This is a genomic window from Candidatus Polarisedimenticolia bacterium, assembly GCA_036001465.1.
GTDB lineage: Bacteria > Acidobacteriota > Polarisedimenticolia > Gp22-AA2 > Gp22-AA2 > Gp22-AA3.
Map to the genome: position 1 here is coordinate 1 of DASYUH010000099.1, position 17,215 is coordinate 17,215.

Genomic DNA, 17,215 nt, shown 5'->3' on the forward strand with positions numbered 1-17,215 from the left:
CGCGGCGACGATGAAGAGGAAGCACAGATACGCGAGGACGATGCCGACGATCGGTGTCTGCGACTGCCACGTCACGCGGCGTCCTCACCCCGGGATCGATGGGAGGCCCACACCAGCACGCCGACGATGGCTGCCCACACAGCGAAGAGGTAGAGCACCAGCGCGGGGGCGCCGGCGATCAGCACCAGTCGGTTCGGGATACTCAGGAGCGGCCAGACGAGGAGCGCGCCGAAGAGGACGAAGCAGGTGGCGAGCAGCTCCTTGGCCGTCACGGTCTAGCGCGAAGCCCCTCCACCGGTCGCGCCGCGCGACTTGCGCCGGGCGACGCCGGTCCGGATGGCCGCTTCCGAGACGGCGGCGGCCACGGCGGGCACGACCCGGCTGTCGAACATCGAGGGCGTGATGTATTCCACGCCGAGCTCCTCGCGCGTCACGATCGCCGCCAGCGCCTGCGCGGCCGCGAGCTTCATCTCGTCGTTCACCCGCCGCGCGCGTACGTCGAGCAACCCGCGGAAGAGTCCGGGGAAGCAGCACGAGTTGTTGATCTGGTTCGGATAGTCCGACCGCCCGGTGGCCATGACCCGTACGTACGGGCCGGCCTCCTCGGGCTGGATCTCCGGAACCGGGTTGGCCATGGCGAAGACGATCGGGTCACGGTTCATGGCCTTGATGTCCTTGAGGGCGACGACGCCCGGGCCCGAGAGGCCGACGAAGACATCGGCGTCCTGGAGCGCGTCGCCCGCGGTTCCGCGGACCTTCTTCTCGTTGGTGTGCTTCGCGAACCACTCTTTCATCGGGTTCATGTTGTCCACGCGACCCCGGTAGAGCGCGCCCGCGCGGTCGCAGGCGATGATGTGCTTGGCACCCGCGCGCATGAGGAGCTTCGCGGTCGCGATGCCGGACGCGCCGGCGCCGGTGAACACGATGCGCGCATCGGTCAGGCGCTTCTTCACGATCTTGAGCGCGTTCAGGAGCGCGGCGAGGACCACGACCGCGGTGCCGTGCTGGTCGTCGTGGAACACGGGGATGTCGAGGTCGCGCTGGAGCTTTTCCTCGATGTCGAAGCACCGCGGCGCGGAGATATCCTCCAGGTTGATCCCACCAAAGACCGGCGAGATGGCCTTCACGATCGCGACGATCTCGTCCACGTCCTTGGTCGCCAGACAGATCGGGAAGGCGTCCACGCCGGCGAACTCCTTGAAGATGAGCGCCTTTCCCTCCATCACCGGCTGGGCGGCGCTCGGGCCGATGTCGCCGAGGCCGAGCACGGCGGTGCCGTCGGTGACGACGGCCACGGTGTTCTGCTTGATCGTCAGCGCGTACGCCTTCTCCGGGTCGTGGTGGATGGCCATGCAGACCCGCGCCACGCCCGGCGTGTAGGCCATGGAGAGGTCGTCGCGGGTCTTGACGCTCATCTTGCCCCGCACCTCGATCTTCCCGCCCAGGTGCATGAGGAACGTGCGGTCCGAGACGTTGACGACCTTCGCCCCCTCGACCGCCCGGATCCCGTCGACGACCTGCTGGCCGTGCGACTCGTCGCTCGCCTTGAAGGTGATGTCGCGCGTGATCGTCGACTTGCCGACGACGACCAGGTCGATGGCGCCGATGTCGCCGCCCGCCTTGCCGATCGCCGAGGTGACCCGGCCGAGCATCCCGGGCTTGTTCACGATCTCGAGCCGGACCGTGATGCTGTAGCTGGCGCTTGGAGCCTGCATGCGGAGCCTCCCCGACCGGGTGCCCTCATCCCTTCCCGGTCTTGACGCGGCGGGCAACACCCGCCACGAGTGCGCGGTATTCTACAACAGTCGGGTCCGCGAGGCCGGTCGGAGCCGTGGGCGGCGGGCAGCGAGGTGCATTGCGGCTCTGTACAGGCGGTAGTAGGCTCGGACGCGGAGGCTACCCATGATCGACGTCAAGACCGCCGACCGGGAGCTGCAGTTCTACATCCGGCCCCAGACGTTCCCCGTAGCGATCCGGATGCTCAAGCCCGGTGAGGAGATCCCCGAGAAAGCGAAGCGGCCCGCGCGCGACTTCAAGAAGCTCAGCATGAACTGCCAGGTCATCGACATGGCCCGGCGGTACGGCTGGATGATCGCGCTCACCCGCGAGGATCACATCTGCTCCCTCGGCATCGCGGCCCTCGGCTTCGAGAAGCCGACGCATCTCCACAGCTCCGGGACGCTCTGCGAAGGCATGTACACGGCGACGAAGACGGCCGGGGAGCGCTCCGAAGCCGCCGTCGACCGGTTCGCACCCGGCGAATACGCCTGCCTCCTGGTCGCGCCGCTCGACCGCACGCCGTTCGAGCCGCACCTCGTCTGCATCTACGCCAACCCGGCTCAAGTCATGCGCCTCACCCAGGCGGCACTCTGGAAGCGCGGCGGGAAGCTCACCTCCTCCTTCGGCGGTCGCATCGATTGCTCGGAGATCATCGTGACGACGCTGCGCACCGACGCGCCGCAGCTCATCCTCCCGTGCTCGGGCGACCGGATCTTCGGCCAGACTCAGGATCACGAGATGGCGTTCACCATTCCCTGGGGCCAGATGGAGGAGATCATCGAGGGCCTGAAAGGCACGCACGCGGGCGGGATCCGGTACCCGATCACGCAGTTCATGGAGTACGAGGCCAAGCTCCCGTCCCGGTACATGGAGGCCAACCGCGTCTGGGACGTGGAGCACGGCCGCGCCCACTACACGCCCCGCGAGCGCGTCGTCGCCGCGTACAAGCGCTCGTTCGCCGACCGCGTGCCGGTCTACCCGATCGTCGCCTCGTTCGCCGGCACCCTCGACGGCCTCTCGATCGAGGAGTACTGCACGAACGTCCCGAAGGCGATCACGGCGATGCTGAACTACTACGAGCGCTATGAACCCGATGTCGTGCTGGCCTACAACGATCTGGCCAAAGAAGCCGAAGCCTTCGGATGCCACGTGAAGTACTCGGACTATGTCGTGCCGTCCATCGACCGGCACGTCCTCCAGGACGACAAGGCCCTGCTCGCGAAGCTCGCGATGCCCGATCCGTCCAAGACGGCGCGCCTCCCCGGATTCCTCGAGCAGTGCGAGGCGCTCGTGAAGGCGAAGCCCCCGACGGCGATCGGCGCGGTGGCCGTGGGACCGTGGACGATCGCGATGCTGCTCCGGAACCCCGAGACAATGCTCCTCGACACGTTCGAGGACCCGAAGTTCATCCATGACCTGATGCGGGTCACGACCGACTTCTGCAAGCTCTGGGGTGACGCGATCGCGAAGACGGGCATCGGGCTCAGCTTCTCGGAGCCCACCGCCTCGATCAGCCTGATCTCGCCCGACAATTACCGGGACTTCGTCGCGCCCTACCACAAAGAGCTGGTCGAGTACTTCAAGGCCAAGAAGGTCGGCGTGACGACGCACATCTGTGGGACGACGTATCCGATTTACGAGGATCTGATCGCCTGCGGCTTCACGACGGTCTCGTTCGACCTCGACCAGCAGGCCGACCCGAAGCTCTACGTGGACCAGCTCCGGCGGTTCACGGAGGTGTCACGCGGGCGTGCCGTCGCGATCGGCAACGTGGACGCGACGAAGTTCGAGAAGACGACCAAGGAGGCGATGGAGGCCGACGTCCGGCGCTGTATCGATACGGCGGCGAGGTCCTCGGCGTTCATCCTGTCCACATCGTGCGAGATCCCACCGCGCTCGGATCCCGACGCCGTGCGATGGTTCATGGACACGGCGCGCGAGCACGGACGTTACGACCGGATCTTCTAAGTCGGAGGGGGCGGACGTTACGGCCCCCTCCGAAACCTCCCCCAGGATCGGTTGCGGCGGCAAAGCCGCCGCTCGAACCGGGATCAATCAGGCGATCGGCACTACCACTTGACGGGTTTCGACGGCCGGTGGGCGTAGCCGCTGTCGCGCCCGCCGCCCGGGCCCCGACCCCCGCCCGGACCACGTCCGCCGCCCGGGCCCTTGCCGCCAGGCCGTGGCCCGCCGCCGCTGCGCTGGCCCTGTGGGTTGGAGATCTCGACCGTGATCTTCCGGCCGTCGAACTCCCGCCCGTTGAGCTGACTGATCGCGTTCTGCGCCTCTTCCGCCGTCGCCATCTCGACGAAGCCGAAGCCACGCGATTGCCCCGAGAAGCGGTCGGTGATCACGGTGGCTGACAGAACGTTCCCAGACTGGCTGAAGAACTCACGAAGTCCGTCGCTCGTCGTCGAGTACGCAAGACCGCCGATATACAGTTTGGACGCCATGTGAACCCCCTCGAACTTCTTCCGCTGGTCGTACACGCCCCGCGAACCGGAAGATACGTTGCGTCGGAGGCGAGATTCGGCCGATCCGGCCGACAGGTCCCAGTGTACACGCGCAGCCGGAGCGCGCAAGAGACGAAGCACGGGAGCGGTCGCGCGCGACGTCCCTGTCCCGCCCGGACCAAATGTCCGCGAGCGCCACGATCAGGCCGAGGGCCCGGGCGGGCTCGAGGTTCGATGACGGCGTGGGGCGTGTTCCCTCGCGATTCCCCGAGCCCATGCTCGTCCGAATCGGCCGAGCCAGTCGTCGAGCTCGGGCGGCTCCGAATTCACGCCGATCCACTTTCGGGCGGTCACCGTCGTGCCCCGGCCCAGCACGGAGCTGATCTCGAACTCGTCCATGATCCGTCGGACGCCCGGCAGGCCCAGCCCGAGGCCGCCGGAGGTGGAGAATCCCTCCCGCATGGCCAGCGCGACGTCGGGGATCCCGGGCCCGGCGTCGGCGGCCAGGACCTCGACGCCCCGCTTGCCGCTGTCGTCGACCAGCCTGAGCACGATCTCGCCGCGCGTCGCGTAGCGGACGATATTCCGCGCCAGCTCCGAGATCGCCGTCGCGACGACGGCGACGTCGGTGGAGCGGAAGCCACACTGGGAAGCCACGTCGCGCCCGTTCTGACGGACCGCGACGATATCCGTGTCGGAGCCGATGGGCACCCGCACCTCACCGGCGATGAGCGCGTCCTTCATGTCCCGGTAACCTCCCGTCTCGCACGGCAGCCGCATGAGCTTAGCTCGAACCGACGGATTTTCCTAACGAAATTCCTCCGGCTTGATCCCGTACGCGATCAGCTTTCGGTAGAGCGTCTTCGGGTCGATGGCGAGCAGCGCCGCAGCCTTGCCCCGGTGACCGCCGACCTCGCGCAGCGTCGCGACGATGTGCTGGCGCTCCATCGCCTGGAGGCTCGCCGCTGACGACACGGCCGGGGTCGACGGCGTGCCAAGGAGCTCCGGCGGCAGGTCCTCGGGCTGGATCTCCTCGGCCTTCGAGAGGATCGCGGCCCGCTCGATCGCGTGGAGCAGCTCGCGGACGTTCCCGGGCCACGCGTACTCCTCGAGCACGGCGAGGGTGCGAGGACCGAGCTGCCTGGCACCGTAGGTCGCGTGGGCCGCGACGAAGTGACCGGCCAGGAGCGCGATATCCTCGCGGCGCTCCCGGAGGGGCGGCAGCCTGATCGTGATCGTGTTGATCCGGTAGTACAGATCCTGGCGGAACTCACCCGCCTTCATCGCCTCGGCGAGGTCGCGGTTGGTCGCCGCCACGAGCCGGACGTCCACCCGCCGCGGTCGGATCGCGCCCACGCGGAAGAAGGTGCCGGCCTCGAGGGCGCGCAGAAGCTTCACCTGGCTGTCCGGTTCCAGCTCGCCGATCTCGTCGAGCAGGAGCGTGCCGCCGTCGGCCAGCTCGACGAGTCCGGGCTTGGCACCGACCGCGCCGGTGAACGCCCCCTTCTCGTGGCCGAAGAGCTCCGACTCGAGGAGCGTCTCCGGCAGCGCCGCGCAATTGAGCCCCACGAAGGGACCGCCGGATCGCGGCGAGCCCCGGTGGATGAACCGGGCCACGACCTCCTTACCGGTCCCGGACTCGCCGGTGAGCAGGACGGTCGTCTCGGTCGGCGCCACCTTGGCCGCCTGGGTCAGGGCGCTCTTCCAGGGCTTGGAGTCGCCGATGACGCGGTGATAGCCGAGAGTCGTGTCCAGCTGCGCCTTCAGCGCCTGCACCCGCTCTTCGAGGTGGGTGGCGCGCTCCCGCGCCTCCGTCGCACGCTTCTCCTCTTCGGCGAGGCGCTGGTGGGAGAGCGCCAGGCTCACGTGGTCGGCCACCCGGCGCGCCACGACCACGTCCTCCTCCGAATACCGGCCCGGGGAGCGCGACAGGAAGAGCAGCCATCCGCGGCCGCCGTCGACCCGCAGAGGAATCTTGAGGAGGGATCGAATGCCGAGCTGCCGGCAGCCGGGACGGGGGCCGGCGCACTTCTCCGACTGCGCCTCGACGTCCGGGATGAGGACGTATTCCGCTCCCTGGGGGCAGTCCGGCGCGTCCGACGCCGGCATCCGGGTCGGCAGGCCCGGGATCGGCTCGCCGGAGATCGCATCGACGGTGATCTCGCTCTGGTCGGCGCTGAGGGAAGTCAGCACGAGGCGGTCGTGTGGCAGGACCGGCTGCACGGTCTCCGAGACCCGGTTGAAGATGCCGCGCACGTCCAGCGTCCCGGCCAGCATCGGCAAAAGCGAATCGATCGCGTCCAGGCGGCGCCGGCGATCCGCCTCCAGGCTCCAGAGGCGCTCGTGCTCCAGGGCCAGGCCGAGCAGGTCGGCGATCGGCTGGATCGCCGTCTCGTGATCGGCGGTGAACGCCCCCGGGCGCTCCGAGGTGAACCAGACGCTGCCGATGAATTCCCCGCCCCGGGTCAGGGGCGCCCTGAGGATCGATCGGACCCCGCGCTCCAGGATGCTGCGGTCCATGGGGAAGGTGGGGTCGAGCAGCAGGGCCGCGTCGTCGATCCGGCCCGCGGACCCCGGACCCGACCGCATCAGCGGGGAAAAATCCTGGAGCCGCACGACCGGCGCGTGCCCCTCGTGGTTCATGGTCCCCGCCTTGGCATAGAGCCGCATGGTCTCCGGCGTCTCGAGCCGCGACACTCCCATGTTGTCGAAGGGGAGGACCGTGGCGGCGGCCTCGGCCACGCGCTCGAAGACCTCCTTCAGCTCCAGCGTCTCCGAGACGATCCGCGCGATGCGGCTCAACGCCCCGGCCAGGGGACCGGGCTCCACCGGAGCGGCGCCGGCAGGCTGCAGGACCTGGGTGTGGCTCCGCAAGTCGTTATCGATGCCGGGAGGGCCGTTCCCCACGATCGCAACTCCTTCCACTTCGTGGCGGGATGGACGGTGCATTTTACCACGCCGGCGGAAGAAGGGCCCGGGCGCGTTCCGGCCCCTGAGCCTGCCCGCGTCCTGGGCCGCACTCCTAGGGCGTCCGGGACGTGGCTGCGGGCCGCAGCTCGGACTGCGCGCGCACCTTGCCGTTCCTGACGACGCTGCGGATCTGGCGGACGTTCTTGATGTCCCGGGTCGGATCGGCCCCCAGGACCAGAAGATCCGCCCGCTTTCCCTTCTCGACCGTGCCGATCTGATCCTGCCGGTGCATCGCCATCGCCCCCGAGCGCGTCGAGGCGACCAGCACCTCCATCGGAGTCATCCCGGCCGCCTGCATCGCCTCCATCTCGGCATAGATCGACGCGCCGTGCAGGGTCAACGGGTTGCCGGCGTCGGTCCCCATGGCGATCGTGATGCCGGCGTCGCGCACCGCCTTGAGGTTGGCCGGACCGACCCTGGCGAAGGTCTCGATGTTCTTCCGGCGCCTCTCGGCAGCCTGCGGGTCGTCCCCCTCCATCATGATCCGGGCGCTCTCGGCGACCCGGGCCAGGGTGTCGGGGTCGACGCAGCCGTTCGGATCGTCGACCGCGGGCGCCTTCCTGCCGACGGCCGCCTCGCGCAGCCGCCGGTAGCCGTCCACGACGGTCAGGGTCGGGCAGTAGATCGTCTGCTTCTCCTTCGCGAGGCGCAGGAACTCCGGGTCGACCGGGACGTCCCCGACGCTGTGCACCAGGAGCGACGCCCCGGCGCGCAGCGCCACCGTCGCCTCCTTGAGCCCCGTGGCGTGGACGATGAGCGGGATCTTCCGGGCGCGGGCCTCCTCCCCCGCCGCCAGGACCGCCTTCGCCATGTCGTCGAAGTTCCGCGCGGCGACCGGGATGAACCAAACCTTGACCGCGTCGGCCCCGTGGGCCGCGAGGTAGCGCACGCCGGCCCGCGCGTCCTCCTCGGTGCCGAGGTAGATGAACTGCCTCTCGGCCGGCAGGTTCAGCCAGAAATCGAGCGTGGACAGGAGCGGCCCCGCTGCGGCCACGCGCGGCGCCAGAGGGTCGGCGGCGGCCCGCGTCCTCAGCTCCCACGTCCAGGGGTAGCCGCCGACGTCGAAGACCGACGTCACTCCCGAGCAGAGATACGACCGCAGGAAGCGCTCCGGGTGGGCGTGCAGCCCCGCCTGGACCTCTTCGTAGGGATAGCGATCGCGGACGTCGATGAAATCGGGCCGCCCGTCGGCCCAGCCAGTCTGCGAGAAATGCACGTGCGCGTCGACGATTCCCGGCGTGATCCAGGTCCCCTTCAAGTCCAGGACGTCGACCCCCTTCGGCGGAGGGCACTGGGCCCGCGTGCCGGCGCAATCGATCTTCCCCCCGCGCAGGATCACGACCGCGTCGGGAACCGGCGGGGCGCCGGTCCCGTCGACCAGGGTCGCTCCGACCAGCGCCCGCGGTGGAGGAGGGACGCCCGGGGGGGCCGAGAAGGCGGTGCTGACTGCGATCTTCCAGCCGGCTCCGGGGTCCTTGACGAACAAGCGCTCGGAGATGCCCGAATCCTCCTGCGCCCCATAGCGCACCCGGTAGCGGTACGTCCCGTACACCATCCCGGGACGGATCGGCACGAGCTGCAGGTCGAGCCCCTCGAAGAGGTCGGGCCACTCCTCCCCCGCCTCCTTGGCCAGCGCGTCGTACCCCAGCTGGGCCCCCTCGAACCCGGTCCGGGCCAGCGTGTCGGCGTTGAGGTAGCACGCCAGGTAGGCCTCCCGGTCGCGCTTCCGGATCGCGTCCAGGTTGTTCTGGAACAGTGCCCGCGCCGCCTCGATGTCGCCCGTCGCCGCGCGGTCGCTGATTGCCACTTTCTCGCCGGTCGCCGCCTGCTCGCCGACCGGTGCGGCCGCCCGGGCGATGGGTGTCAGAAGCGCGAGGAGACCGAGGGCCGGAAGCGCTGGACGAAGCAGGTTGAAGTGGCGCATGATCCCCCCATCCTGATTGAGGCGCGCTATCGTAGCATCACCCCGGAGCGGGGGAGCTGGCGAGCCGGAGGCTGGCGCATGAAATCGAGCCATGCGGTCCTATCGCGGCTGCGGAAGATCTGCCTGGCCCTGCCCGACACCAGGGAGACTCTCACCTGGGGCGAGCCCCATTTCCGCGTCGGCGAGAAGATCTTCTGCGGCTACGGCAGGGAGAAGGGAACCCCCACGATCGGGTTCAAGCTCGAGCGGGACCATGCCGAGATGATCGTGACCGACGAGCGCTTCTGGCCGGCCCCCTACGTCGGCCGGCATGGCTGGGTCTCGATGGACGCGTCCCGTATCGACGATTGGAAGCGGGTGCGGGGGTTGATTCACGAGAGCTACGGCCTCATCGCAAAGAACCGCCCCAAGCCCCGAGCCAGGGCCCGGAGAAAAGCCCGATGACCCCACGAAACGACGACGAGAAGATGCTGACCGGCTCCTGCCTGTGTGGCGGGGTCCGCTTCGAAATCCGCGGCCCGTTCCTGCGCGCCAGCCACTGCCATTGCTCGCGCTGCCGCAAGCATTCGGGGGCCGGCGCCTCGACCCAGGGGCGGGTCCTTCGGGAAAACCTCCGCGTCGTGGCCGGCGAGGATCTGGTGCGCACCTTCAAGGCGGCCCCGGACGCCGCCGTCAAGGCGTTCTGCTCGGTCTGCGGATCGAGCCTGTTCGGCGGGGCCTATCCGGGAGGCCCCGAGGTCGCCATCCGGTTCGGCGCGCTCGACGGCGACCCGGGCATGCGCCCCCAGTTCCGCATGTGGGTCGACTCGATGGCGTCCTGGGACGCGATCACCGACGACCTGCCGCAGTATGCCGAGGGCTGGTCCCCCGCGGCGACACCCAAGCCGCGCCGGTAGCCCGGCGCGCCGGATGAGGACGGACTCGTGTCGATCCTGAAGTTCCTCGGGTTCGGAGAGGCGGGGGCTGGCGGCCCGGCCGTGCCGCCGTCGGCCGAGACCGAGAGCGTGCGCGCGATCATCCGGGCCCTGGATCTCCTGGAACCGGACCGGGCGCGGTTTCTGGCCGCGTTTGCCTACATCCTCGGGCGCGTGGCCCGCGCCGACCTGGTGATCAGCGAGACGGAGGGGGCCGAGATGGAGCGGCTCCTGGTGGATCAGGGGAGCCTGACGCCGGAGCAGGCGATCCTCGTGGTGCAGATGGCCAAGACGCAGCACGCGCTGTTCGGCGGCACCGAGAACTACCTGGTGACCCGGGAGTTCAACCGGATCGCCAGCCACGACCAGAAGCTGGCGCTCCTGCAATGCCTGTTCAGCGTCTCCGCCTCGGACGAATCGATCAGCGTCGTCGAGGACAACGAAATCCGCCGCATCGCCAGCGAGCTGCGCCTCACGCACGAGGACTTCATCAAGTCCCGCTCCGCCTGGCGGGACTACCTCGCCGTCCTCAAGAAGCGGAGCTGAGCGGCGCCTAGGGGGGCGTCGGGCAGCGGGAAAGATTCGGCAGCTCGGCCGACGACGAGTCGAACCCCAGCGTCCCCTCGCCGCAGATCCCCTCCCCGCTCGCCAGGTAGTAGAACGCCGTCCCGTAATACGGGTCGGCCAGGTCGATCGAGCGCGTCGGGCCGTTGGCCATGAAGTCGGCGTTCTCGAAGCAGACATGGTCGTAGCGCAGAGCGGCGGGACGGCTGCCGAGTCCGCCCAGGCGCGGGATGGTGCCGCGGTAGCTGTTCCAGTGGGTCGCCGCCGGCGTGGCGATCCACTCGAGGGTTACCGGCTGGGTGAACCCGAGGTCGGGCACCTCGGCCAGGGCCACCGGGACGTGCAGGCAGCCACCGGTCGCCGGCTCGCAGTGGTCGGCCGTGCAGGGGTCGCCGTCGTCGCAGCCGACCGGATCGTTGCGGCAGAGCCCGGTGGCCGGGTCGCAGGTGTCGCTCGTGCAGGGATTCCGATCGTCGCAGTCGGCCGGGCCGGCGGGGATGCAGGTCCCCGCGAAGCAGGTGTCCTCCTCGGTGCAATAGTTGCCGTCGTCGCACGCCATGCCGTTGGGCTCGTTGGCGTGGACGCAGCCGCCCAGCCGCCCGTCGCAGGAGTCGCGGGTGCAGGGGTTGCCGTCGTCGCACCCCAAGGACACGCTCAGGCAGGCGCCGGTCGCCGGATCGCAGCCATCGAGGGTGCACGGGTTCCGGTCGTCGCAGCTGACCAGCGGAACCCCGGCGCACAAGCCTCTCTGGCAGGCATCGAACTCCGTGCAGATGCTCTCGTCGTCGCAGGGAAGGCCGTCGGGCTCGGAGAGATGGCGGCAGCTGCCGGTCTGGGCGTCGCAGAAGTCCCGGGTGCAGACGTTCCCGTCGTCGCACGGCAAGGGGGAGAAGATGCACTGGCCGGTCTCATCGTCGCACAGGTCCACCGTGCAGGGGTCCCCGTCGTCGCAGGTCCGCTGCACGCTTTGGCAGGACCCGCTCTCCGGCTCGCAGTAGTCGTGGGTGCACGGCTGGCCGTCGTCGCAGGGGGTCGGGCCGCATCCCTGGTCCACCGCCTGGAACCCCGAGGGGCCCGGCGGCCGATCGAGCATCCCCTCGGCGAGGAGGGAGTCTGCGGAATCCACGATCCGGTTCCCGTCCAGGTCGGCCGCACCGCAGCGGCGCGCCAGATCGAGGAGGACCGGGCTGGGCGGAAAGCGATCGCCGCCGCCGATGGTCCTGGGCTCGGTGAGGGGAAAGGTCAGTGACAGGTCGGCCCGGTCGCAGTCATTCACCGCGGCGACGTCGAAGGGGGTCACCAGCAGGTCGCCGTCCAGATCGGCGTCGCAGGCGTTGCCGAAGCCGTCGCCGTCGGCGTCGGTCTGATCCGGGTTGGCGATCTCCGTGCAGTTGTCCGCGAAGTCGGGCAGCGTGTCGCGATCCAGATCGGCGAGTGGTGTGGTGGGCGGTCCCGGTTTTACCCACGTGGCCCCGAGGTCGAGCGTCAGCCCCCCTGTGCCGTCCGACACGGGGGCCAGCTCGAGAAGCTGGCCGTGGGTCGTTTCGCGCGCATGGACCTGCGAAGCGTCGTACTCGGCCACGATCGCGACCAGCTGGTTGGTCCGGCGCGACCGGATCTCCAGCCGCACCGGATCGCCGAGCCTCTGGAGCCGCGCTCCGCCGGTCGCTGTCGCCCCAGCGCCCGCCCCCACTCCCTCTCCGGGCTCCGCGACGCCGGTCGCGTTCACCGCCGCGAAGTCCCCCTGCAGCGCCAGGGCCGACTGCGAGATGGCGAACCCGGCCAGCGGCTGGATGTACAGCTTGCGGTTGACGATCTCGAACGAGTCGAACCGGATGCGCTCCTGGGGATTGACCAGGCTCACCAGATCCAGGAAGAACTCCTCGCACCCCCCGCCGAGACAGACCATCCAGATCGGCGGGCAGGGCATCGGCGCCCCGAACGGAACGCAGATCGTCCCGGGCTCGATGGGACACGGATCGAAGCCGTTGACCCCCGGCTGGCAGCCCCCCGGGGGAATGCCGATCGCCCCCTTCTGGCCCGGCAGGTACGGCCCCCCCTGATCGCAGATTCCGTCGTTGTCGTCGTCCACGTCCGAGCAGTTCCGCGCGCCGTCGCCGTCCGAGTCGTCCCCCTCGAAGCCGTAGGTCGGCTCGGTGCCGGTCCCGCACCCCGACTCGAAGTGGCTGCCGACGACCACCTCCCCCTGCGACGGGTGCTGGTCCTTGATGTTCTTGCAGCCGTCGCCGTCCTTGTCGTCGTCGCACAGGTCCCCCTTGCCGTCCTTGTCGAGGTCCCCGGTCGGCAGCGGAATGTCGGGGCACAGATCGCACGCGTCCCCCTGGCCGTCGTGGTCCCTGTCGGCCTGCGAGGTGTTGGCGTGCTTCGGGCAGTTGTCGTCGATCTGGCAGATGCCGTCCTGGTCGGGGTCGCCGCCCCGCGGCGCGCACACGTCCGGCAGGTTCTGGCGCTCGGGGAGCCCATTCTTGCAGGTCGTGAACACGTCGAGCGAGTCGCTCGAGAACGGCTCGTAGGTGACGCCGTTGATCGTGTACGGCCCGGAGCACGGCCAGCCGTAGTAGGACATCGTCTGGAACGGCTCGGTGCCAACGTTCAGCGGGTTGTTGGAGCCGTTCTGCCGCTGCACGCAGGAGACCGAGCAGAACCTCCGGTGCGCGCTTCCCGAGTCCACCAGGAGCGGGCCGAGCGCCACCTCCGTGGCGGCGCACCACTCGTGGCCGTTGCGCAGGCTGCCATTCGAGCTCACGTCGGAGACGGCCGGGAAGTCCGGGTCGTACTTGTCTTCGAGCACTCCCGGGTCGGGGGCCGTGTCGTTGACGCCGCAGCAGTCGTCCAGGTCGTAGTCCGGCGGGTTCGGCGCGGTCTCCAGCGAGTCCTGCCAGGTGAACGTGTGCACCAGGCACCAGTGGTGCCCCATCTCGTGCGCCCAGACCTGACCCATGTACTCGGAGCCGCGGTCCTTGTTCGCGTCGCAGAGAATGCCGTACGTGTTCGGGAACGCGTCCTCCGCCGGATCGCCGCCGATCGGACCCTGCGGGATGTGCGAGCAGCACATGTTCGGACCCTGGGTGATCAGCATGTTGATCGAGAGCGGGAACGCTGTCGCCACCATCGTCCGCCACTGCTGCCGCCGGTTCTCGATCACCTCGGAAACGCCCGGCGCGCACCCCTCCGTCTCGTTGTAATACCCGTCCACCTTCACCGAGAAGAGGATCGGCCGGAACGAGATCCCCGACTTCCGCCACACCAGGTTCGTCTCCTGCACGGCATCGAAGACGAACGTGCGGAAGTCCTGCACCGAGTCGTGCCCGCAGGCCGAGTCGAAGCAGTACGGCCAGAGGTACAGGTCGTAGGTGACCGCCTTCGCGGCCCCGCTCCCCGCCAGGACGATCGCGACCGCCAGGACCAGCCTGCCGACCCGCCTGCCGATGTTCCGGTTCATCGTGTGCCCCCCCGCCACGCCCGGATCGGTCCCGCCCCACCGGGCGGATGTCCGGCGCCTGGTCCCTTCTCCAGGGATTACGCAAAAGGTCCGCCGGCCGGAGCAGAAATCAACCAGAACCCGGGCTATTTCCCCGGATGGCGCATGTTTTTCGGTGGATGCAACGCGGCTATCGGTCCGTCGTGCCCGGGGAGGTGTCCCGCCCCCGCTCTCCCCCTATCGCCCGCGGGTCCCCAGGGTGATCGTCTTGCCGATCGTGATCGACATCAGATCGTGCCCGACCGCCAGGCGTCCCCGGTATTCCCTGCGGGTCGCCGGCACGAGGTCGGCGGCGGTCGCCACCGAGGGGACGATGTGCGTGTAGACGGCCAGCCGCGGCCGGGCCAGGGCGAAGATCCGGCCGGCCTCCTCGGGAGTGGTGTGGCGGGCGATGATCCCCTCGAGCGCCGCGGGATCGGCGATCAGGGCGCGGCGCCTCTCGAGCGCCGGGCTGACGACCTCGTGCACCAGGACGTCGGCCCGGTGCGCCTGCACGATGAGACCCGGCGTCGGCCGGCAGTCGCCGGAGAAGACCGCCGAGCGCCCTTCGTACTCGAAGCGGTACCCGAAGGCGGGTGTGTGGGGCCCGTGGTCCACCGGGAACGCCAGGATCCTCAGCCCGTCGCGGGCGAAGATCACCCGTGCCCCGGCCCCCTCCTGCTCGATGGCGATGTCCGTGCCCGGCAGGCCGGATCCTTCGGCCGGCAGCCTTTCCCCTTCGTCCCGCCGGTTGGCGACATCGAACTCGTAGGCGCGCACGAGATGCTTCGCCATGGACTCGGTTCCCGGCGGGCCGAAGACCGGCAGCGGCCGCTCCCGTCCGAAGAGCCAGCCGGTCAGCCACACGTCCGGCAGCCCGACCGTGTGGTCCGAGTGGAGGTGCGTCAGCAGGACCAGGTCGATGCCGCTCAGCAGCTCGCGCCCTCCCGCCTGAAACAGCCGGATTGTCGCCCCCCGCCCCGCGTCCACCAGCACCCGGTGCCGCCCCGCCTCGACCAGGCTGCTCGGCCCGAACCTCTCCGCCGTCGGCCGGGGGTTCCCCGTCCCCAGGAGGGTGATCCGGAAGGGGCCGTCGCTCGATTTCGCCATCGACGCGCTCTGACCCGGCGGCGCCGCGTGCCCCGGGGCAGCGACCCGTCCAAGCGCTGCGAGCATCGAGATGAAGGTCACGCCGGCGAGCGTCAGCCGTCGCATTGCGAGCGATCTTCCAGGCTCACCCATCGGGTCCCTCCTCGAACTGCGTGCCGCGGCCCGCGTGCCCCGAAGTGGCCTCGGAGACCCGCGTCGCAGCGCCTATCATAGGCTCGGTAGCATGTCCCGCCTCGATCGACGCATGGAATCGCCTGACTGGCCCGAGCGGATCGCGCGGGCTCACGCCGCATGAATATCCGGGTTGTGCAGGCGGGACCGGGGGCTGTCCGAGAGGGAGGCCCGAGGCCGCCACGAGAACCGTTCTCCTCGTGGCGGCTCGGTGAATTCGCTACCGGGGACTCAGTGGCGCCGGAAGCCCCTGCCTCTCCAGGCATGACTGCCACGGGAGGTCGAGTCGGATCCGCCCGCCGGTGGCGCGGACGCGTTCGAGAAGACGGGGCGGGCGACCGGTGCCGGCTGCCTGGCCGGAGCAACCGGACCAATCGACCTGACCGGAGCACCCGGGTTCATCGGCCTGGCCGGGCCGGCTGCACCCATGTGCCGGGCCGAGCCGACGGATCCCATGTGGCGGGGATGAGCCCCTGCGCCCTTGGGCCTGGAGTGACCGCTGACGGGTCGGGCCCACGCCGGCGCCCCCTGGCCGATCGGCCGGGAGGCGGCCTTGGTTTCCGCGAATCCCTGCACGACGCGGCGTTCGATCTTGGCGCCGATCAGGGTCTCGATCCCGCGCACGTGCGGGTGATCTTCCGGAGACACCAGCGACAACGCATCGCCGGAGGCTCCGGCGCGCGCCGTCCTCCCGATCCGGTGCACGTAGTCCTCGGGAACATTGGGCAAATCGTAATTGACGACGTGGGCGATCCCTTCGACGTCGATGCCGCGGCCGGCGATGTCGGTCGCGACCATCACGCGCGCCCGCTTTCCTTTGAAGGCCGCGAGGGCCTGGTTGCGCTGCGACTGGCTGCGGTTGCCGTGCAGGAGCGCCACGGAATGGCCGCGCCCTTCGAGGTGTCGGGCCAGCTTGTTGGCGCCGTGCTTGGTGCGCGTGAACACGAGGGTCAGGCCGCGCGCCTCGGTCTCGAGCAGGTGGGCCATCAGCTCGCGCTTGCGGCTGGTGTCGACCGGCAGGAGCGTCTGGCGGACGCCTGCGGCCGGGGCCGAGCGGCGCGGGGCCACCTCGACGTTCAAGGGCTCGCGCAGGATCTCGCGCGACAGCTTCCGGATCTCGTCCGGCATGGTCGCCGAGAACATCAGGGTCTGCCGGCGCGCCGGCAGGGCCGCGATAATGCGGCGCACGTCGCGGATGAAGCCCATGTCGAGCATCCGGTCCGCTTCGTCCAGGACCAGCACTTCGAGCCCGCGGAAATCGACGTAGCCGCGCCCCATGTGGTCGAGCAGCCTCCCGGGTGTCGCCACCAGGATGTCGACGCCGCGCCTGAGCTTCGCTTCCTGCGGCTGGTGCCCGACGCCGCCGTGCACGACCGCGGTTTCGAGCCGCACGTGGCGGCCGTAGGCCTTGAGCGAATCGGCGATCTGCAGCGCGAGCTCGCGCGTCGGGGTCAGGATCAGCGCCCGCAGCCTGCCGCGCGTTCCGGCGCGCAGGCGATGCAGGATCGGCAGGGTGAATGCTGCGGTCTTGCCGGTGCCCGTCTGGGCGCAGCCGATCAGGTCCTTGCCGCTGAGGACGCCGGGGATGGTGCCCGCCTGGATCGGCGTCGGAGCCTCGTACCCTTTTTCGAGCACGGCGCGGGCGATTTCGGGCGCGAGGCCCAGTTCTGAAAATGTCACGATTGTGACTCTCCTTCTTTCGCCGGCCATGGTGGCGCGGCGGTCTGGCATTCTGCGACGGCGGCACAATGCGGCCGTCGGACTCTGTACGTGAACCTTGGGGAAACGTTGTGGTTCTAGCGGTTTAGGCTGGAACCCGCTCCTGAGCGGGTCGACTCCGGTAGGCGAA

Annotated in this window: 12 protein-coding genes and 1 pseudogene; 4 read left to right on the forward strand and 9 right to left on the reverse strand. The window is 69.5% G+C overall.

Features of this window, described 5'->3' with window-relative positions; all coding sequences use genetic code 11:
- Positions 1-71 precede the first annotated feature (71 nt).
- Together VGV60_17325 and VGV60_17330 are read right to left on the reverse strand one after the other, a co-directional pair.
- On the reverse strand, positions 72-272 hold the full coding sequence (locus VGV60_17325) for a hypothetical protein (protein HEV8703035.1): 201 nt from the start codon (positions 270-272) through the stop codon (positions 72-74).
- Between the two features lie 3 nt (positions 273-275).
- The gene (locus VGV60_17330; GenBank protein HEV8703036.1) at positions 276-1,715 is read right to left on the reverse strand and encodes an NAD-dependent malic enzyme; all 1,440 of its coding nucleotides are present in this window, start codon (positions 1,713-1,715) and stop codon (positions 276-278) included.
- 187 nt (positions 1,716-1,902) lie between these two features.
- On the opposite strand from VGV60_17330, the gene VGV60_17335 reads away from it, so the two are divergent.
- On the forward strand, positions 1,903-3,747 hold the full coding sequence (locus tag VGV60_17335) for a uroporphyrinogen decarboxylase family protein (GenBank protein HEV8703037.1): 1,845 nt from the start codon (positions 1,903-1,905) through the stop codon (positions 3,745-3,747).
- Positions 3,748-3,848: 101 nt separating this feature from the next.
- Here the strand turns inward: VGV60_17335 and VGV60_17340 are convergent, their stop codons facing one another.
- The 4 genes and pseudogenes from VGV60_17340 to VGV60_17355 all read right to left on the reverse strand — a co-directional run bounded on the left by VGV60_17340 (position 3,849) and on the right by VGV60_17355 (position 9,126).
- On the reverse strand, positions 3,849-4,232 hold the full coding sequence (locus VGV60_17340; protein HEV8703038.1) for an RNA-binding protein: 384 nt from the start codon (positions 4,230-4,232) through the stop codon (positions 3,849-3,851).
- 333 nt (positions 4,233-4,565) lie between these two features.
- Positions 4,566-4,976 (reverse strand): annotated as a pseudogene (locus tag VGV60_17345) (anti-sigma regulatory factor).
- A gap of 63 nt (positions 4,977-5,039) precedes the next feature.
- Complete coding sequence (locus VGV60_17350; protein ID HEV8703039.1) at positions 5,040-7,139, reverse strand: sigma 54-interacting transcriptional regulator; 2,100 nt, start codon at positions 7,137-7,139, stop codon at positions 5,040-5,042.
- 115 nt (positions 7,140-7,254) lie between these two features.
- Positions 7,255-9,126, reverse strand: coding sequence for an amidohydrolase family protein (locus VGV60_17355; protein HEV8703040.1), 1,872 nt, complete (start codon positions 9,124-9,126; stop codon positions 7,255-7,257).
- 78 nt (positions 9,127-9,204) lie between these two features.
- On the opposite strand from VGV60_17355, the gene VGV60_17360 reads away from it, so the two are divergent.
- Genes VGV60_17360 through VGV60_17370 form a run of 3 tightly spaced genes read left to right on the forward strand, consistent with a single transcriptional unit; the run spans position 9,205 to position 10,586 of the window.
- Positions 9,205-9,570, forward strand: a complete 366-nt coding sequence (locus VGV60_17360) for an MmcQ/YjbR family DNA-binding protein (protein ID HEV8703041.1) — start codon at positions 9,205-9,207, stop codon at positions 9,568-9,570.
- Positions 9,567-10,022, forward strand: coding sequence for a GFA family protein (locus VGV60_17365; GenBank protein ID HEV8703042.1), 456 nt, complete (start codon positions 9,567-9,569; stop codon positions 10,020-10,022). Before VGV60_17360 ends, VGV60_17365 begins: the two co-directional genes overlap by 4 nt.
- Positions 10,023-10,049: 27 nt before the next feature.
- A complete protein-coding gene (locus tag VGV60_17370; protein HEV8703043.1) occupies positions 10,050-10,586 on the forward strand; it encodes a TerB family tellurite resistance protein in 537 nt (178 codons plus the stop codon).
- A 7-nt stretch (positions 10,587-10,593) separates the two neighbouring features.
- On the opposite strand, the gene VGV60_17375 is transcribed toward VGV60_17370, so the two are convergent.
- The 3 genes from VGV60_17375 to VGV60_17385 form a co-directional block, all read right to left on the reverse strand.
- Complete coding sequence (locus tag VGV60_17375) at positions 10,594-14,067, reverse strand: thrombospondin type 3 repeat-containing protein (GenBank protein ID HEV8703044.1); 3,474 nt, start codon at positions 14,065-14,067, stop codon at positions 10,594-10,596.
- 216 nt (positions 14,068-14,283) lie between these two features.
- Positions 14,284-15,327 (reverse strand): MBL fold metallo-hydrolase, encoded by a 1,044-nt coding sequence (locus tag VGV60_17380; protein HEV8703045.1) that lies wholly within the window; start codon positions 15,325-15,327, stop codon positions 14,284-14,286.
- A 270-nt stretch (positions 15,328-15,597) separates the two neighbouring features.
- Positions 15,598-17,046: a DEAD/DEAH box helicase gene (locus tag VGV60_17385; GenBank protein ID HEV8703046.1), complete on the reverse strand. Its 1,449-nt coding sequence runs from the start codon at positions 17,044-17,046 to the stop codon at positions 15,598-15,600.
- Positions 17,047-17,215: the final 169 nt, after the last annotated feature.

Bases quoted from the DNA above. Each gene is read 5' to 3' on its own strand.
- VGV60_17330 (HEV8703036.1), bottom strand. From the start codon at position 1,715: ATGCAGGCTCCAAGCGCCAGCTACAGCATCACGGTCCGGCTCGAGATC.
- VGV60_17335 (HEV8703037.1), top strand. From the start codon at position 1,903: ATGATCGACGTCAAGACCGCCGACCGGGAGCTGCAGTTCTACATCCGG.
- VGV60_17340 (HEV8703038.1), bottom strand. From the start codon at position 4,232: ATGGCGTCCAAACTGTATATCGGCGGTCTTGCGTACTCGACGACGAGC.
- VGV60_17355 (HEV8703040.1), bottom strand. From the start codon at position 9,126: ATGCGCCACTTCAACCTGCTTCGTCCAGCGCTTCCGGCCCTCGGTCTC.
- VGV60_17360 (HEV8703041.1), top strand. From the start codon at position 9,205: ATGAAATCGAGCCATGCGGTCCTATCGCGGCTGCGGAAGATCTGCCTG.
- VGV60_17365 (HEV8703042.1), top strand. From the start codon at position 9,567: ATGACCCCACGAAACGACGACGAGAAGATGCTGACCGGCTCCTGCCTG.
- VGV60_17375 (HEV8703044.1), bottom strand. From the start codon at position 14,067: ATGAACCGGAACATCGGCAGGCGGGTCGGCAGGCTGGTCCTGGCGGTC.
- VGV60_17380 (HEV8703045.1), bottom strand. From the start codon at position 15,327: ATGGGTGAGCCTGGAAGATCGCTCGCAATGCGACGGCTGACGCTCGCC.